This window comes from Candidatus Nomurabacteria bacterium, from assembly GCA_023898605.1.
Classification (GTDB): domain Bacteria; phylum Patescibacteriota; class Minisyncoccia; order Phycocordibacterales; family UBA9973; genus HK-STAS-PATE-34.
Window position 1 is genome coordinate 131,511 of record CP060230.1, and the last position, 19,008, is coordinate 150,518.

Annotated in this window: 22 protein-coding genes; 5 read left to right on the top strand and 17 right to left on the bottom strand. The window is 37.5% G+C overall.

The genetic code is table 11. The features are described 5' to 3' along the window. Positions 1-4: 4 nt before the first annotated feature. Genes H6791_00665 through gap form a run of 8 tightly spaced genes read right to left on the bottom strand, consistent with a single transcriptional unit; the run spans position 5 to position 5,372 of the window. Positions 5-997, bottom strand: coding sequence for a transketolase family protein (locus H6791_00665; protein ID USN94927.1), 993 nt, complete (start codon positions 995-997; stop codon positions 5-7). Between the two features lie 17 nt (positions 998-1,014). Then, on the bottom strand, positions 1,015-1,362 hold the full coding sequence (locus tag H6791_00670; GenBank protein ID USN94928.1) for a four helix bundle protein: 348 nt from the start codon (positions 1,360-1,362) through the stop codon (positions 1,015-1,017). Between the two features lie 51 nt (positions 1,363-1,413). Continuing rightward, positions 1,414-2,280: a transketolase gene (locus tag H6791_00675; protein USN94929.1), complete on the bottom strand. Its 867-nt coding sequence runs from the start codon at positions 2,278-2,280 to the stop codon at positions 1,414-1,416. 8 nt (positions 2,281-2,288) lie between these two features. Next, the gene (locus H6791_00680; GenBank protein USN94930.1) at positions 2,289-2,960 is read right to left on the bottom strand and encodes a hypothetical protein; all 672 of its coding nucleotides are present in this window, start codon (positions 2,958-2,960) and stop codon (positions 2,289-2,291) included. A gap of 42 nt (positions 2,961-3,002) precedes the next feature. Continuing rightward, on the bottom strand, positions 3,003-3,437 hold the full coding sequence (locus H6791_00685; GenBank protein USN95132.1) for an RpiB/LacA/LacB family sugar-phosphate isomerase: 435 nt from the start codon (positions 3,435-3,437) through the stop codon (positions 3,003-3,005). 1 nt (position 3,438) lies between these two features. Then, positions 3,439-3,741, bottom strand: coding sequence for a hypothetical protein (locus H6791_00690; protein USN94931.1), 303 nt, complete (start codon positions 3,739-3,741; stop codon positions 3,439-3,441). A gap of 4 nt (positions 3,742-3,745) precedes the next feature. Further along, positions 3,746-4,342, bottom strand: a complete 597-nt coding sequence (locus H6791_00695) for a YceI family protein (protein ID USN94932.1) — start codon at positions 4,340-4,342, stop codon at positions 3,746-3,748. Between the two features lies 1 nt (position 4,343). Further along, positions 4,344-5,372, bottom strand: a complete 1,029-nt coding sequence (gap, locus tag H6791_00700) for a type I glyceraldehyde-3-phosphate dehydrogenase (GenBank protein ID USN94933.1) — start codon at positions 5,370-5,372, stop codon at positions 4,344-4,346. Positions 5,373-5,689: 317 nt separating this feature from the next. Here gap and H6791_00705 point away from each other — a divergent pair, with 317 nt between their 5' ends. Further along, a complete protein-coding gene (locus H6791_00705; protein USN94934.1) occupies positions 5,690-6,076 on the top strand; it encodes a hypothetical protein in 387 nt (128 codons plus the stop codon). A gap of 219 nt (positions 6,077-6,295) precedes the next feature. Here the strand turns inward: H6791_00705 and gatB are convergent, their stop codons facing one another. The 7 genes from gatB to trpS form a co-directional block, all read right to left on the bottom strand. Then, entirely contained in the window at positions 6,296-7,789 is a 1,494-nt protein-coding gene (gene gatB, locus H6791_00710) for an Asp-tRNA(Asn)/Glu-tRNA(Gln) amidotransferase subunit GatB (GenBank protein ID USN94935.1), read from the bottom strand. Between the two features lie 49 nt (positions 7,790-7,838). Beyond that, positions 7,839-8,774 carry a D-alanyl-D-alanine carboxypeptidase gene (locus H6791_00715; protein USN94936.1) on the bottom strand — a complete coding sequence of 312 codons (936 nt, stop codon included), beginning with the start codon at positions 8,772-8,774 and terminating at the stop codon, positions 7,839-7,841. Then, positions 8,764-9,342 (bottom strand): SMC-Scp complex subunit ScpB, encoded by a 579-nt coding sequence (locus H6791_00720; protein USN94937.1) that lies wholly within the window; start codon positions 9,340-9,342, stop codon positions 8,764-8,766. Before H6791_00720 ends, H6791_00715 begins: the two co-directional genes overlap by 11 nt. Further along, entirely contained in the window at positions 9,335-10,096 is a 762-nt protein-coding gene (locus H6791_00725; protein ID USN94938.1) for a segregation/condensation protein A, read from the bottom strand. The genes H6791_00720 and H6791_00725 overlap by 8 nt, the downstream gene beginning before the upstream one ends. A 3-nt stretch (positions 10,097-10,099) precedes the next feature. Continuing rightward, a complete protein-coding gene (gene aspS / locus H6791_00730; GenBank protein USN94939.1) occupies positions 10,100-11,533 on the bottom strand; it encodes an aspartate--tRNA ligase in 1,434 nt (477 codons plus the stop codon). A gap of 92 nt (positions 11,534-11,625) precedes the next feature. After that, positions 11,626-12,402, bottom strand: coding sequence for a hypothetical protein (locus tag H6791_00735; GenBank protein USN94940.1), 777 nt, complete (start codon positions 12,400-12,402; stop codon positions 11,626-11,628). 222 nt (positions 12,403-12,624) lie between these two features. Continuing rightward, entirely contained in the window at positions 12,625-13,572 is a 948-nt protein-coding gene (trpS, locus tag H6791_00740) for a tryptophan--tRNA ligase (GenBank protein USN94941.1), read from the bottom strand. 119 nt (positions 13,573-13,691) lie between these two features. Here trpS and dnaB point away from each other — a divergent pair, with 119 nt between their 5' ends. Beyond that, positions 13,692-15,086, top strand: a complete 1,395-nt coding sequence (gene dnaB / locus H6791_00745) for a replicative DNA helicase (protein USN94942.1) — start codon at positions 13,692-13,694, stop codon at positions 15,084-15,086. Positions 15,087-15,098: 12 nt separating this feature from the next. Beyond that, positions 15,099-15,707, top strand: a complete 609-nt coding sequence (gene recR, locus H6791_00750; GenBank protein ID USN94943.1) for a recombination protein RecR — start codon at positions 15,099-15,101, stop codon at positions 15,705-15,707. A 32-nt stretch (positions 15,708-15,739) separates the two neighbouring features. Here the strand turns inward: recR and rplU are convergent, their stop codons facing one another. Next, positions 15,740-16,090, bottom strand: coding sequence for a 50S ribosomal protein L21 (gene rplU, locus H6791_00755; GenBank protein USN94944.1), 351 nt, complete (start codon positions 16,088-16,090; stop codon positions 15,740-15,742). A 94-nt stretch (positions 16,091-16,184) separates the two neighbouring features. Here rplU and H6791_00760 point away from each other — a divergent pair, with 94 nt between their 5' ends. Next, a complete protein-coding gene (locus H6791_00760; protein ID USN94945.1) occupies positions 16,185-17,570 on the top strand; it encodes a cysteine--tRNA ligase in 1,386 nt (461 codons plus the stop codon). Position 17,571: 1 nt separating this feature from the next. Here H6791_00760 and dnaJ read toward each other — a convergent pair whose 3' ends face one another. Further along, positions 17,572-18,648: a molecular chaperone DnaJ gene (gene dnaJ / locus H6791_00765; GenBank protein USN94946.1), complete on the bottom strand. Its 1,077-nt coding sequence runs from the start codon at positions 18,646-18,648 to the stop codon at positions 17,572-17,574. Positions 18,649-18,771: 123 nt separating this feature from the next. On the opposite strand from dnaJ, the gene H6791_00770 reads away from it, so the two are divergent. Beyond that, entirely contained in the window at positions 18,772-18,963 is a 192-nt protein-coding gene (locus tag H6791_00770; GenBank protein USN94947.1) for a hypothetical protein, read from the top strand. The last annotated feature ends 45 nt before the right edge of the window (positions 18,964-19,008 follow it).

Sequence of the window (19,008 nt, forward strand, 5' to 3'; positions counted from 1 at the left end):
AAATCTATCTATTTCCTACAAAGTCTAGTATTGAGTTTTTTATACCTTCTTCGTCTAATCCGTAGAATTTCAATAGTTCTTCTGGCTTTCCACTTTGACCAAATTCGTCGTTTATACCGAGTCTTTTTATACGAGTCGGAAGCCTTTCTCCTAGTAGTTCGGAAACAGCACTACCAAGTCCACCTGCTATCTGGTGCTCTTCTATCGTAACTATTGCACGTGTTTCTTTTGCCAGAGTAAGTACTGCTTCTTCGTCTAGTGGTTTTATAGTAGATATGTTTAGTACTTTTGATTTTATGCCTTTTTTTTCTAGAGCCTTGGCTGCAAGAATTGCATTTCTTACAAGTGATCCTGTTGCGATTATACCGACGTTTGGTAGGCCATCAGATGCAAAAAATATCTCTCCCTTCCCTATTTTGAAAGGAGTTTCTTTGGTTGTAATTATTCCTGTTTTTTCTCGGGCAAGTCGGAGGTACACTGGTCTTTTTAGTTTTGCTATTTCTTCGGTAGCTTTTTCTGCTTCGATAGAGTCGCATGGCGATACAACTATCATGTTTGGAAGTACTCTCATAAGAGATATGTCTTCTAGTGCTTGGTGCGTACCTCCGTCTGGTCCTACAGAAATCCCAGCGTGACTTCCTACGATGCAAACCCCCCTGTCGTTGTAGCAAATAGTAGTTCTGATCTGCTCCCAGTTTCTTCCTGGACTGAACATCGCGTAGCTACTACAAAACGGATATTTACCCATAGCAGACATACCAGACGATACGGCTACGAGATTTTGTTCTGCTACTCCAATTTCTACAAATCTTTCTGGGAAACGTTCTTTGAAAAGATGCATCTGTGTAGACTCTGTGAGGTCGGCACAAAGAGCAACTATGCTAGAATCTTTTTCTCCAGAACTAAGTAGTCCACGACCAAAACCTTTGCGAATTGGTTCCTGCTCGCAATCATCTCCTAATACTTTTGGATTTAGTTTTAGTTTTGGATTCAACATTTGTTAGAAAATAGGTTTTAGTTTTTAGAAGTTAGTTTATTCAAAATTTTCATTATTTCCAATAAGATAGAGTCAATTTTATTATAATCTAAATTGGATGTTTCCGGTAGTTTTTTAGAGATTATTATTTGAGTTTCTAGTTCTGCACCAGATGCAAATGCTATAAATAAAAATCTCTTAAACTCAGATTCACTGCCCCTCATTCTTCCTTCTGCAATATTTGAGGGTATTGAAACAGCAGCCCTTCTCATTTGTGAAATAAGACCAAATGATTCGTGTTCGGGAAATGCCCTTGTCAACTTATAAACTTCTTCAACTAACTCTATAGATTTTTGCCAAACGATAAGCTCTTTGTAAGTTTTCATTTGCTTTTGTCTTTCAAGTCCTAATTTCTAATTTACTAGTTGGCTAAATTTCTATTCATGTTCGCTTCTAATTTGTCCTCCTAGAGTTCTTAGTTCTTTGAGGGCCATATCTGCTTCTTCTTTGTTTGGAGCCTTGCCGTGCCAAGTGTAATCTCTTTCGAATTCGTGCACACCTTTACCGGGAATAGTTCTTGCGATTATTACAGATGGTTTTTCAAAGACCGCTTTTGCTTTGTTTACTGCGTCTATTATTTCTTCTATATTGTGACCATCTATTTCTTCTACATGCCAATTGAAAGATTCCCATTTTTTCTTGAGCGAATCTAGCGGCATGACATCTTCTGTGTAGCCATCTATCTGAATATTATTTCTGTCTACTATTGCGATCAAGTTATGTAGGCCTTCTTTTCCTGCAAGCATTATAGCTTCCCAGTTATTGCCCTCGTTTAGCTCTCCGTCACCAGTGAGACAATAGAAATACTTATTACTCTTAACTCCATTGTCTATTCTGTCGGCGATTGCCATACCAGCTGCCTGTGACAGACCGCTTCCAAGTGGCCCAGAGCTTGTTTCTATCCACGGCATAAATTCTCTATGAGGATGTCCTTGGAGTCTAGAGCCTAGCTTACGGAGCGTTTTGAGCTCTTCTAGGGGCATATACCCAGCATGTGCCATTGTTGCATAATAAACTGGACATATGTGTCCATTTGAGAGGACCAATCTATCTCTCTCTTCCCAATCTGGGTTTTTGGGATCATGTTTTAGTATTTCAAAAAATAAAGCAGAAAATATATCTGCCATACCAAGAGGTCCAGCGGTGTGACCACTTCCTGCCTCGAGAAGCATTTCGATAGTTGAAACTCTTATATCGTTTGCTTTCTCTTCTATTTTTTTTATCCTCTCGTCAGTTAGTTCCATCCGTTTTATTATAACAGACTTTTTACAAATTCTACTTCGTTTTCTTTGTTCCAAATCGCAGAACCCATGACAAATCGGCTAACGCCAAATTCTTTTAGTTTTTCTATATTTTCTTCGCTTACTCCGCCGTCTACAGATATGGTTATATCTCTATAAATGCTTTTTATTTCTGAAACAATATCGTATGTTTTTTCGCTAAATTTTTGTCCTTGTAGTCCTATTGTTTCTATACCCATCACCTGTACTCCATCTATGAGAGGAACAGCTTTTTGTAGGATAGATAGATCTTTGTCATGCTCTAGGGCTAGAATCACCTCGATAGCTTCTCTTGTTTCTCTGTCTATAGATTCTAGAAATCCTAGTATTTCTTCTTCTTGTCCAACTTCGTAGTGAAGTATTATCCTCCTTCCACCCAATCCGCAAAATACACCAAAATATTGCCAAGAGTTTTTTGCCATTATATCTATTTCGTATTTCATTCTCTCTAGATAAGGAAAAGTTTCTTCCATTTCGAAAAGATAATCTAGGGCTATATTTTGATTAAACGGCCAAGACGCCTCCCCTGCCAAAACACCATCTACGACGTCGACCTGAAAAGTATCGACAACATCGAGCATCTTTGAGACCTTGGAGTTTATTTCTTCTATACTATCTGGAATTATTGCAGGGATAATATTCATTTTATTAGGTATTAGTGTTTAGATTATTAGAAAATAGGATTTTTAAAACTTTGAAATTCTTCTAGCGTGTCTTTCTTCACCCGAAAAAGGCGTTTCTAAAAAAGTTTTTATTATTTCTTCTAAGTAAGAATCTTCTACAAAACCACCTCCAATAGAAAGTACATTTGCATTGTTGTGTTTTCGTAGTAGTTTTACTATCTCTATGTTCCCTCCATAGAAAACACCAGCTCTAACACCACTATATCTATTGGAAACCATAGCTTCTCCTTGACCGCTTTTTCCAAATACAAATCCGAAACTTCCAGCATCTTTCGATACAGCATCGCCGACTTTTGAAACATAGTCTGGATAGTCGTCATCTTTGTCAAAAGAAAGAGCTCCGAGATCTTCTACGTCGTATCCAGAAGTAGATAGTATGTTTTTTACTTTTTCTTTTGTCTCAAAACCTGCATGGTCTGTTCCTAGATAAATTTTCATACTATTCTTGTTCATTTTCTTCTTTATTAAAAGGATGTATTGTTTTACTCATTTCTTTATATTGTCCTGTTCTAAAATATCTTTCATATTCCGAAGGAGTGACTTTGTCTACATCTTCAAAAGTGACGTCATCTACATAAGACTCTACTATAAATTTTTTTCCATCAGGCGTCTCACACTCTATAAGTGCATAATTTTCAGTATAGTCTACAGGTCCTATAGGTTTTTCTTTCTTAGAAAAATCCTGACCTCCAGCACTAGATTCTATACCCTTATTGAACATTTTACCTATACCACTAAACATAATATTAATTTAGATTTATTGTTAATTCTACAACTTCATTTGCAAGAGTTTGGTTTATCCCAAAGTCTTTCATGTCTATATTGAAGTTGGAAGAAAATCCTTCGCCTGTAGTGGTAAATGGTACTGTTATTTCTTTTGTAACACCATGAACGGTTAGGTTTCCAGTTACGGTTGTATCTGTGTTACCTGTGATCTTGAAAGTTGCTTCAGGATAAGTTGTCGTATCAAAGAATCGGTCTGATTTTAGATCAGTAGTAAGTAGGTCAATTCCTGTGTTTATACTGTTCACGTCCGCTACTATTTCTCCAGAGAAAACCATAGATTCATCTGTCGCAAAAGTACTAGTTACAGAATCTATCGTTCCTTTGTGTTCTTTTCCTGGACCGAATCCCACAAAACTTATACTAGCGCTATATTGTCGTCCTCTTTGTGCTACTTGGTTATCTACTACATCCTCTTCTACGGTTAGAGTTGTTTCGTCTACTGCCTTGTTCCCTACTTCTGCAAAAGGAACTATGTTGTCTGGTTTTACTGAAAAAGCGAGATACGCACCTCCAACAAGGATTATTAGTAGAACTGCAATTGTTATCTTTTTTGTCATATTAGTTTATCGTTTCTCCTGTTTTTATAGCGTGATCGACAAGGGTTGCTGTGTATCCCATCTCGTTATCATACCAACCCATCACTTTTACAAGGTTTCCATCTACTACTCTTGTCATAGCTAGGTCTGCGATAGATGCATGTGTCCTACCTAGTATGTCACTAGACACAAGAGGTTCTTCTGTAACAGAGAATATTTTGGACCATCTGTCTGTGCCGGCAGCGTCTTTCAAGATCTGATTTATTTCTTCGGCACTGGTATCTCTTTTTGCCAAAAATGTTATGTCTACGATTGATCCCGCTGGAACAGGAACTCTTGTAGATATGCCGTCAAACTTTCCAGTAAGTTCTGTAAATGCTTTTGTTACAGCGATAGCTGCACCAGTACTACTAGGGACTATGTTTTGTGCCGCAGCGCGACCTTCGCGCAAATCTTTTTTGCTAGGTCCATCAACAAGAGCTTGAGATGCAGTGTATCCATGAACGGTATTTAGTAGAGCTTTCTCTATACCAACTGTTTCGTGAAGTATAGCGATAAGTGGGCTAGATGCGTTTGTAGTACAAGAAGCGTTACTTGTGATATCACATGTTCCAAATCTGTCTTCGTTTACTCCAAGTAGGATTGTTTCAGATTTTTGTTCACCTTCTCCATCTTTTGAAGGTGCGCTTATCACAACCCTCTTTGCACCTTGGTCTAGGTGAAATTTTGATTTTTCGTATGAAGTAAATAGTCCAGTAGATTCTATTACGATATCTACATCCATTTCTCCCCACGGTAGACCCGCTGGTTCTTTGCTAGAGATAAATTTTACTTTTCTTCCATCTACGATTATATTTTCTCCATCATTTGTTACTTCATGTCCCCAAGTTCGGTAAACAGTGTCGTATTTTAGTAAGTAAGTTAGTGAATCTATCGATCCGAGGTCGTTTATAGCTACCACTTCTATCTCTGGTCTATCCCAAGACAATTTGAAGAATGCTCTACCTATTCGACCGAATCCGTTTATTGCTACTTTGTATGTTTTTGACATTTTGGTTCTTTGTTACTTCTTATAAAGAGTCCTGTATATTGTAACAATAAAATCCCGTATACAAAAACCTGTATTACGGGATTGATATTTTTCTGTTTTATTGTATTAATTTGGTTTGTATGAGTGCTTTTTCGTGGTAAAATCTTGCTGTATTTGTTGATTGCAGTACTTTATTGAAAGTACGTATAACATACAAATTTTTGTAGCTTACTAGTCGAAAAGTTACGATAAAAATGAGTTATATTCAATTTTACATTTAAGAACAAAAGGAAAAGCCCACCAAAACTTTATATAGATTTGAAATTCTACAATATATTATGCAAGAAAATAAAATCACAATCATCATAAATAAACCAATTGAAGAAGTCTTTGAATTTACAACAAATCCAAAAAATACTCATTTATGGATTCCTTCAATTGTTGAAGAAGTTGCAGAAGAATATCCTCCTCAAATTGGAACAAAATATAAAAACAGAGGAAATGATTCTGATTGGGATTTCTATAAAGTTGTAGAATTTCAAAATAACAAAATATTCACGCTTTCTGATTTAGAAGATAATTATCATGTTAAATACACTTATCGTAAAATTGATGATAATCAAACAGAAATGGAATATTTTGAATGGATGGAAAACGGAGAATTAAATAATCCATTTACTGAGGATATAATTCAAAAATTAAAGTCAGTTATGGAATCCAATTAACAGTTTTGGTGGGCTTTTCTAATTATTGACTCCCTTTGGTCGATATTTAATAATATATGTTCTTAAATGTAAAACTCTGAAATTTTCCTTCGGAACGTTGCACTCTGGCTCGGGGCTAACGCCCTCACTTAACACAGAATATGCGGTTTCGCTCGTGCCCCTGCTCGACTAATATTTGCCTCCGCTATCGTTACGGCAAACACCAGATATACTGAAACGTTAAATTAATTCTTTCAATAATTCTTGTACAAGTGCTGGATTTGCACTACCAGCAGTTTCCTTCATAACTTTTCCTACAAGTGACATAAGAGCATTTTCCTTTCCACCCTTATATGTTTCTACAACATCTTGGTTTTCAGAAATTACTTTTTCTACAATAGCCTTGAGTGCTTCTGGATCATTTTTCTGTATAAGACCTTTTTCTTCTGCAAAAGTAGCTGGGTCTAGGTCACTTTTTGTCATTTCTATAAGTATGTCTTTTGTACTTCTAGAAGAAAGAGAGCCATCTTTGAACATCTTTATAAGAGAGGAGAAACTTTTATCGTTTGGTATTTTTGCTTCAGGATCTTTTGCCAAAGTACCGACAAGATCAGAAGTTATAAAGTTTGAAGCTGTTTTTATGAGCTCTTTGTCAGAATCAAAATCAGCTATAACTTTCTCGAAGAACTCTCCGAGACTTAGATTATTTATATAACTTTCTATATCTTCGTCTTTTATACCAAACTCGTTTCTATATCTATTTCTCTTTTCTTCTGGTAATTCTGGAAGATTTTTTTCTATTTCTTTTATATCGAAAAGAGTATGAAGTTTGAATTTGGGAATATCTGGTTCTGGGAAATATCTGTAATCAGACGCATTTTCTTTGCTTCTTTGAGAGAAGGTTTTTCCTTTGTTTTCGTCCCAGCCACGAGTTTCCTGCCTTATTTCTCCATCTCTTAGCATTGTATGTAGCTCTTCCATTCTGTCGAATTCGTACAAAACTGCTCTTTCCATGCTCTTGAATGAGTTTAGATTTTTGACCTCTACTTTTGTACCTAGAACAGATTGGAATTTATCCAAATCTGTTCGGCCGATCAATCCTTCGGATTGATTTAGGCCTTCAAGTTCGAGTTTCTTTGAGCTAGTTATAGATATGTTTGCTTCAACTCTCATCTCGCCTTTTTCCATGTTTGCTTCAGATACACCCAAATACCACAGTAGTAGTTGTAGATCTCTTGCAAACTTTCCTGCTACTCTTATCGCCTCGTCTTTATCATCGAAGGTATGAGGTTCTGTAACTAGCTCCATAAGCGGCACGCCAGCCCTGTTTAGATCAACTAGAGTTTTTTCGTCACCATGTTTTGACGTACCTGTATCTTCTTCTAGGTGTATTCTTGTTATGTCGAAACCAGACAGGTGTCCTCCTGAAACTATAGGGTATTTGTACTGGCTTATCTGATAACCTTTTGGTATGTCTGGATAAAAATAGTTTTTTCTATCAAATTCAGTAAAGTCTGCAATATTTCCTCCTATTGCAAGACCAACCTTTATAACATTTTTTATCGCCTCTTCATTTGGAACAGGCAGAGTTCCTGGTTGAGCGCTACACACAGGACATATGTTTCTGTTGGGTTTTTGTTCATCTGGGTCATTCTTACAAGAACAAAACATCTTTGTTTTAGTAGAAAGTTCCGCGTGGACCTCTAGTCCAATTGTGTAATAAAATTTCTCCATAATTTATAAGGCTATCATAGCAAAAAACCTAGATTTTCTCCAGCGGGCCTTATACCTTATAAAGTAAGAAATTTATGATGTCCAAAGAGTCTATAAACCTACCCTCTTTTGTCGATCCTAGTATGACTGCTATGTATTCTTCTAGTGGACCTGTCTCAAAGGCTATTATCAAGTTGCCACCAGCAAGGTTTGTAAGTCCGGTTTTTGAGAAAAGTAGCGACGGATATTTTTCTGTTATGTAGTTTGTATTTTTGAAAACAAGGTTAGGCTTCCCTATTGGCCCAACTGATATTGTCGGCTGGCTTGTTTTGTATATATAGTCGCTTATTTTAATGAGAGAATATTTTGCGAGTTTTACCATATCTAGAGCTGTAGAATATGCTCCTGGAAAAACCGAACTCTCATCTAGTCCAGTTTCGTTGAAAAATACCGTATGCTCCATGCCTATCTCTGCTGCTCTCTGATTCATGATAGCTACAAAAGACTCATCTTCTCCCAAATGATATTCTTCCGATGTCCTACGGAGTGCGTGAGCTATATCGTTAGAAGAAGTCACAAGAAGTAGCGATATCAAGTCTTCCTTCTTCCACAAGTCTCCAGCGACAAGTCCGTGATCATCCGGCATGGCTAGGTCTTCGTATGTTATCTGAATAGGAGCTCCGTCTGGAATTATTTCGTCTGCGACTATCGCGGTCATAAGTTTCTGTAGAGAAGCAACTGGTCTTTTTTCTTCCTCATTTTTTGAATAAACGATACAGTCGTCACTTTTGTTGTATATAACAAAACTTTCTGCCAGAAGATTTAGTTCAGCTTCTTCTTTGCAATATTTTACCTCTACAGGGTCTTCTTTGTTTATGATTGTTAGTGGTGTACCGGTAAGATTACTTTTTGTGACATTTGCAACCACGGTCGAAACACCCAACACAAATATGATCAATATACACACCAAAAATATCTTGATGTTTTTTGGGTTATTATTCTCCATTTTCTTCTACCTCTTCTTCTAAATCTTCTTTTTCTTCGCTAGATTTTTCTAGTAGTATATCGTTGATTTCTTGCCAGTTATCCATGCCTTTGGCGTCGCTTATTCCTATATAAGAAAGTAGATCAATAGATGGATAATATATAACTTTTCTAGAATCTTCTTCTGCGGTTCTTTTTTCTACCAACCCTCTTATCATAAGAGATCTCAGAATAAAAGTAGAATTTACTCCTCTTATATAATCTATCTCGCTTCTAGTTGCCCCATTTTTGTAGATGATTATAGATAGAGTTTCCAGTGCGCTTTTTGTCAGGTCTTTTTTGAGTTCTTCCCTTTCTTTTTCGGTAAACATATCGAAAATTTCTTTTTCAAGTCTTATCTCTATATATTCGTCGTTTTCTACAAGCAGTAGGCTGCCCTTGCCCTGATAAGATTCTTTTAGTGAATTTATAGCTTCTTGTAGTGAGCTAGCATCTAGTCCTAGTATTTTACCAGCCTCTTTTTTAGAAACTGATGTCCCTTTGAAAAAGAGTAGAGCTTCTAGTTTGTTTTGGTTTTCTTGATTATTCATATACTTCTTCTTTTTGTTCTTCCAACTTTTCTATAGTCATGTCAGAATATTTGTCATCCTGGTTTACATCTAACAATCCTGATCTTACCATCTCTAGAAGAGCTAGAAAAGAAACAATAGTGAATACTTTTGCTTCTTTTTCGTTCATGCCATTTGTTTCGTTTGAACAAAACTCTTTGAAAGATGTTTTGAATGATTCTTGTATTCTGTCAGAGATGCTTTCTATAACGTCTTCTATTTTTATAGCAACAGAAACTTCTACTCTAGAAAGAATTTCTTTTTCTGGCATCTTGGACAGAACTTCTCGCACAGATTCTTCTAGCACCTCTCGTCCTAGATTGTCTCCAGGAGAAAAGAAGCTAACTTCAGCCTTTCTTTCTTTGAGTGGATGTAGGCTAACTTCTTTTGTGTGATTCAAAAGTATTGGTAGTGCATCAGTTATGGTTTTGAAAAACAAAAGTCTTTTTTCTAGGTCTTTTATGTCACTTTCTTCTTCTGTTGAAATAGAAAGGTTTGGAAGTAAGCTTTTTGCCTTGATTAGTATCAGGGTTGCTGCAACACGTATAAAGCTCGTGACTTCGCCTATTTTGTCTTTGTTTTGTTCCAAAAACTTTATATAGTCTTCGGCAACTTCTTTGATAGAGATTTCGTTTATGAACAATTTTCTTTTCTGTATAAGCTCCAAAAGTAGCTCGAGTGGTCCCTCGAAAACTTGAGTTTTTACTACAAATTGGTTCTTGTTATTGTCCTCCACGATTTATTTCTTGTCTTTCTTTAGCGATATTCCAAGTTCGTCTAGTTGTTTGTCAGAAACTTTTGAAGGAGACTGCATCATGAGATCTTTTCCTTCTCCGTTTTTTGGGAATGCTATAACTTCTCTTATGTTTGGTTCGTTTTCTAGGATCATTACAAGTCTATCGAATCCCCACGCAATTCCTCCATGTGGAGGACATCCTCCATCTAGTGCATCTAGCATGTGAGAGAAATCACTTTCTACTTCTTCCTTGTTGTAACCCATGATATCAAATACTTTTTCTAGGGCTTCTTTTTCGTGGTTTCTTATACTTCCTCCGCCTATTTCGTACCCGTTTAGGATTATGTCGTATTGTGAAGTTATTATTTCTCCTATATCTTTTTCGTTCATTAGTTTATCCATGTCTTCCGGTATCGGTCTAGAAAATGGGTTGTGTGTAAATGTCCAAGATCCTTTCATGTTTGCGTTGTCAGACTTGGCTGTTGATTCGAAAAATGGGAAATCTACAACCCACAAAAATGCCAAAAGGTTTGGATCGTTTTTGTCTTCTCTTATGTCTGGTCTATCGCTACCATATTTTTCCATAGCGTCTTTGTAAGACATTCTAGGGAAAGGTATTTGTTGTATTCTTTTTTCTGGATATATTTCTTTGACGATTTTTATGAGAAGTTCTTCGTTTAGATTCATAACGTCTTCCATTTCGACAAAACTCATTTCCATATCGAGTTGAGTAAACTCTGGTTGTCTGTCACCTCTTGTATCTTCGTCTCTCATACATTTTGCAAATTGGAAATATCTTTCCATTCCTCCAGCCATGAGAAGTTGTTTGTATTGCTGTGGTGATTGAGGTAAAGCGTAAAAGTTTCCAGGATAAAGTCTAGACGGTACAACATAGTCTCTTGCACCTTCTGGAGTAGACTTTGTTAGAATCGGTGTTTCTATCTCGACAAAGTTTTGTTGAGACAAGAAATTCCGTACAAGAGTTGTGATCTTGCTTCTGTTTCTTATGTTTTTTTGCAGCCTTTTTCTTCTTAGGTCTAGATATTTGTATTTTAGTCTCACTTCTTCACCTATTTCTAGTCCATCTGTATGTATATCAAAGTTTGGAGTGTGAGCTTTGTTTAGAACTTCGATGTTTAGTATTTCTAGTTCTATTGTTCCGTTTTCTTTCTCTGGTTGTTTGTTTCTCTCCGGTCTTTCGTTTACTTTTGCACCGATTCTAACTACCCACTCGTCTCTAAGTGATTGGCCAGCTTCCATCGCGTCTGATCCTGGCAGTATCACACCCTGGACGATACCTGAGAAGTCTCTTATTTCCAAGAAAATCATCTTTCCTTGATCGCGTCTTACGTCTACCCAGCCAGAAATACTGACCTCTTCTCCGACCTTATTTTGTAAGTCTTTTATGTATGTTCTCTCTTTCATATAGACTGCCATTATAACATTTTTATAGCTAAAAGGTAGCCCAGATTTTTGTAATAAAAAAGCCTTGAGTTTAAAATTCTAAACTCAAGGCTTTTGATCGTTTCTTACAATTTACGAGCAGACGAGATGCCGAGGTTACCAAGATGGCTGCCCTCCCAGTAGTATCTGATGTTGAGACCGTCCCTGTCGAAGCGACCGACGTCGACGCGGTCGCTGTATGTAGAAACGGAACTGGTCCTGACGTACTTGTTGGAGCGAAGCAGGTAGATGCCACGCACCTTGTAGTAGGCAGTGACAGCATAGCTGACTTCGACGGCATTCGGAACGTATTCATCCTCGCTCAAGAGGTCTTGCTGCTCGCTCCACGTCTTGCTGAAAGAGTTCGGGACTGCTTCCTTCCTGATTGCGAGCCACTCGCCAGCGGACACCTTATCCTCACGAGAGAACTTCTGCTTGTCCTCGGCGTACCACCCTTTGGTCTTGAAGGAGAACAGCTTGTTTTCGAGCTCCCGAACTTCGAGGAGGTTCATCTCCGTCGGCGGTTCCGCGATGAGCATATATCCGTTGGCACGAAGCCAGAGGATGGCCTCCATACCAGGCAGGGTGTCAGCGAAGTGTTCCAACTGCTCGTCGGTGTAGCTCACGCCGTAGGCGGTTGCCACTTCCTGGGCGCTGATGTAATCGTCGCCGAGAATGAGAAGTGCCAGTTCGTGACCTTCGGGGAAGCAGGTTTGTATCACCTCGCCGTTGTCTCCCAACTTGGGACAGCCCCGGCGCAGGTACTCGGCGAGATTTCGCCGTGCTACCGGGTTGTTGGTCGGATGTTGCCAGTGGGACCAATCAATGCCTTCCTTTTCGGTGAGACGAATGAGTTTTGCCATTGTTCCAAGGGTCCTGCTTGGATCTGGATTAAGATGCGATTTTGACATCGGATGTTAATTTATAAGTGAACAAAAATAAAATCATGTTATTTTTAACACACAATTAAATTATTGTAAATATCTTAACAAAAAAGAAGAATTAGTAAGGTGGCATAAAAAAGGTAACACCAAACTACGATCGTAGTTTGGTGTTACCTTCTGTGGGTTTTAGTGTTTTGTGTTTTAGTCTAGTTTTACTCCTACTCTCTTTCTAACCTCTTCCATTTTTTGAGAAGCTATTTGTTTTGCTTTTTCGCCACCTTTTTTTAGTATTTCTAGAACTTCTTCTTTGTTATTCTCAAAATATTTCCTTCTTTCTCTCATCGGTGCAACGAAGTTTTCTATATCTTCAAAAAGTGCTTCTTTTAGGTCTTTATACTTCCCTTTCTTTTCTTCGTATAGATTTTTGAGATAATCTTCGTCTCTAAACAGTTTGTGTATAGCGTAAACATTTTCTGGAACCCCTTCTCCCGAGTCTGTAACTATCCCCATAACAGCTTTCTTGATTTCTTCTGTTTCGGCAAAAAGCGGAATAGTGTTTTTGTAGCTTTTGCTCATTTTCTGACCATCTGTCCCTGGAACAGTTTGGACACTTTCTACAATCATAGGTTCTGGTAGTTTAAATGTTTCTCCAAATATTCTATTGAATTTTTCTCCAGTGTCTCTTGTAATTTCTATGTGTTGTTTTTGGTCTTGTCCAACTGGAACTATTTCTGAGTCGTAAAGCAAAATATCAGAAGCCATAAGCATCGGGTAGTTAAATGTTCCTACAGATATCTCTTTGTTTTTTGCTTCAGCGTCTTTGAAAGCGTGTGCTCTCATGAGATAAGGCATAGTTGTCATGGTATCAAATATCCACGCAGCCTCTGTGTGCTCTGAAACGCTTGATTGTTGGAATATGACAGACTTTTCTGGATCAAGTCCTATTGCAAGATAATCCATCGCCAGATCTATTATGTTGGAATTCATCTCTTCTTTGTCTTGTATGAAGTTTAGAGCGTGATAGTCAGCAATCATAAAAAGACTTTCGTATTTTTCTTGATATTCGACAAATTGTCTCATTGCCCCAAAATAGTTTCCGATATGAGGTCTTCCTGTTGGTTTTACCCCAGATAAAAGTCTCTTTTTCATAAGAAAAATATAGCATAATTTGGGCCTCTTCGGTACTTTTTGATTTTCAACAGAATAGTCACAGTTTTGTTCCAGATTATCTTGCGGTCCTCAATCTCTTTTGTGCTACAATCGAATTAATGGCAAAAGATAGAGAAAACTATTATGCTATCCCACCTCAAGATCTCGATGCAGAGAGGGCTGTTATAGGTTCTATTCTGATAAGACCTGGTGCGATGAATGAACTAGTTACGAAAGTAACGCATTTCATGTTTTATCATGAGAAGCATCGCAATATATACAAGCTTATGCTTGAACTATACAACCAGGGAGAAGCTATCGACATAATCACACTCTCGTCCAAAGCAAAAGAAAAAAATATAGATGAGAAGATTGGTGGATCTAGGTATCTAACAGAACTAACTAGAGAGGTTCCAAGTTCTGCCAATGTTCATCACTACGCTTCTATCGTAGAAAAAAAGCATATCCAAAGAAGACTCATAGAAGCAGCACAAGATATATCTACAATCGCATCAGAAAACGCTGCCGATGATATAGAAAATATCCTAAACAAAGCCGAGTCAAAAATATTTGAAATAACTCAAGGTGTAAACAAAAGCAAATACGTAACACTAAAAGAAGCCTTGCGAGAAACATGGGAAGAACTCGAGCACTTACATGAACACAAAGACGAGCTTCGTGGTATTCCAACTGGCTTCAAAGAACTCGACAACATGCTCGCAGGTCTACAACGTTCTGACCTTGTTATCCTAGCCGCAAGACCATCTGTCGGTAAGACTACCCTTGCCCTAGATATTGCACGACAAACTTCTATACACTTTGGTTCTGCTGTTGGAGTATTTTCTCTCGAGATGAGCGCCTCACAGCTAACACAGAGAATGCTTGCCGCGGAATCACAAGTTTCTGCTTGGAATCTTCGAACCGGTAACATATCTTCTGACAAAGATTTCCAGATTATAGGAGAAGCGCTAGATAGATTGGCCAAGGCAAAGATATATATAGACGACATGGCAGCGAACAATATAGTTTCGATGAGAAGTACAGCTAGAAGATGGAAGTCAGAACACGGACTAGATCTTATAATCGTTGACTACCTACAGCTTATGGCATCAACCAAAGACCACGATTCTATGGTTAACCAAGTTACAGAAATATCTAGATCACTAAAACAACTCGCAAGAGAACTCAACGTTCCCGTTCTTGCCCTATCACAGCTTTCTCGTGCAGTTGAGTCTCGTGGCGGTAAACCTAGACTTTCTGATCTTCGTGACTCTGGTTCTATCGAGCAGGATGCTGATGTCGTTATGTTCCTACACAGAGAAGACAAGTACAAAGATGAGTCAGAAAAAACAAATATCGTCCAAGTTCTAATCGAAAAGCACAGAAATGGTCCAACAGGTGTAGTAAATCTATTCTTCGACCAAAAGAAAACAACTTACTTGTCTATCGACAAAACTACAGACGAAGCTATGTCTTATAGTTCTATTGCAGGACAAAGTTTAGATGATTTCTAAAAAGATAAGTATATGAGTGAACTGGACGAGCTAACAGAGTTTTTCAAAAATTTTCCTGGTATTGGTGACAGACAAGCTAGGCGTTTTTCTTATTATTTTTCGAAACTCGGCAAAGCAACAAGAGAAAGGTTTATAGATAAGCTTTCTTCTGTCAGTGATATGGTTTCTGAGTGTAAGATGTGTCGTAGAGTTCATATGAAAAGTGGTGCCGAAGTTTGTGATATATGTAGCGATAGTACTAGAGAAACCAGCCTTCTTTTGGTTTTGGAAAAAGATTCTGATTTCGAAAATATAAATATAACTCGAAAATATGACGGACTTTATTTTATACTTGGTGGCACTATACCTATTTCTCACAAAATTCCAACTTATATAAAGCTAGGAGATCTAGAAAAAAGAATAAAAGAAGGAATAGATTCTGGAGACTTGAAAGAAGTCATACTTGCCTTCTCCCTCAATCGTGATGGAGAAAATACAAGAGAATATGTAGAGGACTTTATAAGCCAAAAGTTCGGGAATGCTATAAAAATATCGAAGCTTGGAAGAGGCTTGTCGAGCGGTAGTGAAATAGAGTATTCTGACGGAGATACACTCGAATACGCACTAAAAGGAAGATCATAAAAAACAAAAGCCGGATTTATCCGGCTTTGTGTTTATTTGATTGAAACTATTTCTATTTTTGAGTTTGGTTGTCTGTGTCCGTTTTTCTTGTGGTAGTTACTCTTTGCTTTGTATTTTACAACTGTAACTTTCTTTCCTCTACCGTTTTCTAGAAACTTTGCACTAACTTTCGCACCTTTGATATAAGGGTCTCCGATAGTTGTTGCTCCTTTGCCATCATCTACCAAAAGCACCTTGTCAAACACTACACTTTTACCTTCTTCTAGGTCGTCTCCAAGCTTTTCTATCACGATTATTTCTCCTGGTGAGACTTTGTATTGTTTGCCGCCTGCTTCGATAATAGCAAATTCTATGTCTTTATTTTTACCTTTCTTCTCAGTCATGGTTCCTAGATTCTAGCATAAAACTTTATTTTTGCAATGTTTTTTAGGCTATAATTAGCTTATACTATAAAGGCATTAGAAAAAGCCAATTTTTATGGAAAATATATATTTATACAACACATTATCCAAGAAAAAAGAGACTTTGTCAAAGAAGTCCGGTGATACCATAACCATGTATAACTGTGGTCCTACGGTATATAACTTCCCTCACATAGGTAATCTTAGGGCATACATACTATCTGACATCATAAGAAGAACTTATGAAATAAATGGCTTTTCTGTAAAACAAGTAATCAATATAACTGATATAGGACACCTCCAAAGTGATGGTGATGAAGGTGAAGACAAGATGACAAAAGCTCTAGAGAGAGAAGGTAAACCTTTTACTCTAGAAGCTATGAGAGAGGTTGCTGAATTCTACGCCGAGGCGTTCAAAAAAGATCTCAAAGATCTCAACATAGAAACTCCAGAATATATGCCTTTTGCAAGTGACAGCATAGATGAGTATATCGATATAATAAAAAAGATATATGACTCTTCTAACGCCTATACCAACGAAGATGGCGTTTATTTCGATACAGCTTCTATAGAATCTTATGGAAAGCTTGGCGGGCTAACACCTAGTGAACAATCCGAAGAAAGAATAAGTGGTGCCAACAAGAAAAACAGCGCAGACTTTGCACTATGGAAGTTTTCTAAAAACGATATTGGTTATGAATCTCCTTGGGGCAAAGGTTTTCCCGGCTGGCACATAGAATGTTCTGGGATGATCAGGAAGTTTTTGGGAGAAACTATCGATATACACACAGGAGGAATAGACCACATACCGGTTCACCATAACAACGAGATTGCTCAGTCAGAAACAGCCAACCACAAAGAACTTGCTCATATATGGGTTCACGGGGCTTTTGTGACTATAAAAGACGAAAGGATCGCTAAGTCTTTGGGCAACATCATAACTCTAGAAGATATAAAAAAGTCTGGTATCAACCCACTTTCTTATAGGTTGTGGCTTATGAGTGCTACTTATCAGAAAGAAGTTTCATTTTCTTGGGAAGCACTACGGTCTGCGGATAAGGCTCTATCTAGATCTTATGAGGTATTTGATTCTTTGAGAGAAGATGGAGAGGTTGATGAAAAGATTGTAGAAAAATACAAAAAAGAAGCTCTTTCTCTTATAAACGACAATCTAGACACTCCTTCTTTCATCGCTCTTTTCTGGGAAGTTATCAGGTCTCAGGAAATTGAAGACGTAACAAAGAAAACACTAATTCTGTTTTTTGATCGTGTTTTGGGGCTAGGATTTTCTGATAGAACAGGCGAAGAAATACCAGAAGAAATAAATGAGCTTGTTAGACAAAGAATAGAAGCTAGAGAAGCCAAAGACTACAGTAAAGGCGACGAGATAAGAGATAAGATAGAGTCTCTCGGCTATACAATCAAAGACACCGAAAACGGGACTATCGTCAAAAAGAAATAGTTTAGATACCGGTTTTTTGTAACTCCTCGAGTAGTTTCTCTTGATGTTTTGAGAGTTTTTCTGGGATGTTTATTTTTACTACAACAAAGAAATCTCCTCTTCTGTCGCTTCCCTCTTCTCCAACTCCTTTGTTCTTTATTCTAAGTATATCGCCATGACTTGTCCCCTTTGGTATTTTGATAGTAACTTTTCCATCTAGTGTTTCTACACTAGCTTCACCGCCAAGTATTGCCATTGTTGGTACTATAGAGATGTTTGTATAAAGGTTTTGGCCATCTCTTTTTATATTGTCAGATTTTTCAACTCTTATTTTTATATAAAGGTCACCATTTATTCCACCCTTTATTCCATAGCCGCCACCTCTAACTCTTAGAGTTTCGCCGCTCTGTATTCCTTTTGGTATTTTGACTTTGAGGTTTTCTGTAACTTTTTCTATTCCTTTTCCAGAACAAGAAGAACATCGTTTTTCGTATGTTTCTCCTTTTCCATCGCAAGAGGCACATTTTTTGTTTGTTTTTATATGTCCAAGTATTGTTCTAACTTCTTCTACTACTGTGCCTTTTCCTCTACACGTTTTGCAAGATTCTTTCTTGGAAGATTTGTCATCACCTGAACCGTCACAGACTTCGCAGTTTTTTTCTCTTTTGTAAGATATTTCTTTTTCTGTTCCAAAAATAGAATCTTTGAAAGAAACACTTGTTTCTAAAACAACATCTTTACCTTTTCTTATCCTTGTACTTTCTCTACTAGCTCCTCCGCCAAAAAAGTCAGAAAATATGTCTCCTAGGTCAAATTCAAATGATCCACCTTGTCCCCCCTGGAAACCAGAGAAATCAAATCCTCCAAAACCTTGTCCTCCACCAAACCCTGGTCCAGCAGAGCCAAACTGGTCATACTGTGCCCTTTTCTGGTCATCAGAAAGAACCTGGTAGGCTTCGTTTGCCTCCTTGAACTTCTCTTCGCTACCACCCTGCTTGTCAGGGTGGTATTGATGAGCGAGTTTCCTAAACGCTTTTTTGATTTCATCTTTTGAAGCGTTTTTTTCAACTCCTAGTATTTTATAATAATCTTTACTCATATTTTAATTTTGCTTGTCCTGCCAAAGCTTTGGCGAAAGTGAATAATAGTTTTTGGACATATTTATATTATTGACTTTTATAACAAATATGATATCATATTACATGAATTTAAATCAAAAAAAATGGCTAAATATACTTTTGAACCAAAAGATTCAGAGAAGGAAACGTTTGAAGAATTTGGTATTCCCGCTGAAGTAGTGGTTATTACCGAATATAACAAGTATGATGCTTGGAATCTTCTTTCTAAAAGGCTCAATAAAAAAGAAGGATTAATCAGAAAGCTTTTTAAACATACTCTTACCTCTTACTCGTAAAAAGACGTCAGACCAGCCGCCCCATCGTGCGGCTGTTTTTATTTT

Coding starts and splice junctions, on each gene's coding strand:
- H6791_00770 (USN94947.1), top strand. CDS start 18,772: ATGGCTAAATATACTTTTGAACCAAAAGATTCAGAGAAGGAAACGTTT.
- trpS (USN94941.1), bottom strand. CDS start 13,572: ATGAAAAAGAGACTTTTATCTGGGGTAAAACCAACAGGAAGACCTCAT.
- H6791_00705 (USN94934.1), top strand. CDS start 5,690: ATGCAAGAAAATAAAATCACAATCATCATAAATAAACCAATTGAAGAA.
- H6791_00690 (USN94931.1), bottom strand. CDS start 3,741: ATGTTTAGTGGTATAGGTAAAATGTTCAATAAGGGTATAGAATCTAGT.
- H6791_00760 (USN94945.1), top strand. CDS start 16,185: ATGGAAAATATATATTTATACAACACATTATCCAAGAAAAAAGAGACT.
- rplU (USN94944.1), bottom strand. CDS start 16,090: ATGACTGAGAAGAAAGGTAAAAATAAAGACATAGAATTTGCTATTATC.
- H6791_00680 (USN94930.1), bottom strand. CDS start 2,960: ATGAATATTATCCCTGCAATAATTCCAGATAGTATAGAAGAAATAAAC.
- H6791_00715 (USN94936.1), bottom strand. CDS start 8,774: ATGGAGAATAATAACCCAAAAAACATCAAGATATTTTTGGTGTGTATA.
- H6791_00685 (USN95132.1), bottom strand. CDS start 3,437: ATGAAAATTTATCTAGGAACAGACCATGCAGGTTTTGAGACAAAAGAA.
- aspS (USN94939.1), bottom strand. CDS start 11,533: ATGGCAGTCTATATGAAAGAGAGAACATACATAAAAGACTTACAAAAT.
- H6791_00720 (USN94937.1), bottom strand. CDS start 9,342: ATGAATAATCAAGAAAACCAAAACAAACTAGAAGCTCTACTCTTTTTC.
- H6791_00695 (USN94932.1), bottom strand. CDS start 4,342: ATGACAAAAAAGATAACAATTGCAGTTCTACTAATAATCCTTGTTGGA.
- H6791_00675 (USN94929.1), bottom strand. CDS start 2,280: ATGGAACTAACTGACGAGAGGATAAAAAAAATAGAAGAGAAAGCAAAC.
- dnaB (USN94942.1), top strand. CDS start 13,692: ATGGCAAAAGATAGAGAAAACTATTATGCTATCCCACCTCAAGATCTC.
- H6791_00665 (USN94927.1), bottom strand. CDS start 997: ATGTTGAATCCAAAACTAAAACTAAATCCAAAAGTATTAGGAGATGAT.
- dnaJ (USN94946.1), bottom strand. CDS start 18,648: ATGAGTAAAGATTATTATAAAATACTAGGAGTTGAAAAAAACGCTTCA.
- gatB (USN94935.1), bottom strand. CDS start 7,789: ATGGAGAAATTTTATTACACAATTGGACTAGAGGTCCACGCGGAACTT.
- recR (USN94943.1), top strand. CDS start 15,099: ATGAGTGAACTGGACGAGCTAACAGAGTTTTTCAAAAATTTTCCTGGT.
- H6791_00670 (USN94928.1), bottom strand. CDS start 1,362: ATGAAAACTTACAAAGAGCTTATCGTTTGGCAAAAATCTATAGAGTTA.
- gap (USN94933.1), bottom strand. CDS start 5,372: ATGTCAAAAACATACAAAGTAGCAATAAACGGATTCGGTCGAATAGGT.
- H6791_00735 (USN94940.1), bottom strand. CDS start 12,402: ATGGCAAAACTCATTCGTCTCACCGAAAAGGAAGGCATTGATTGGTCC.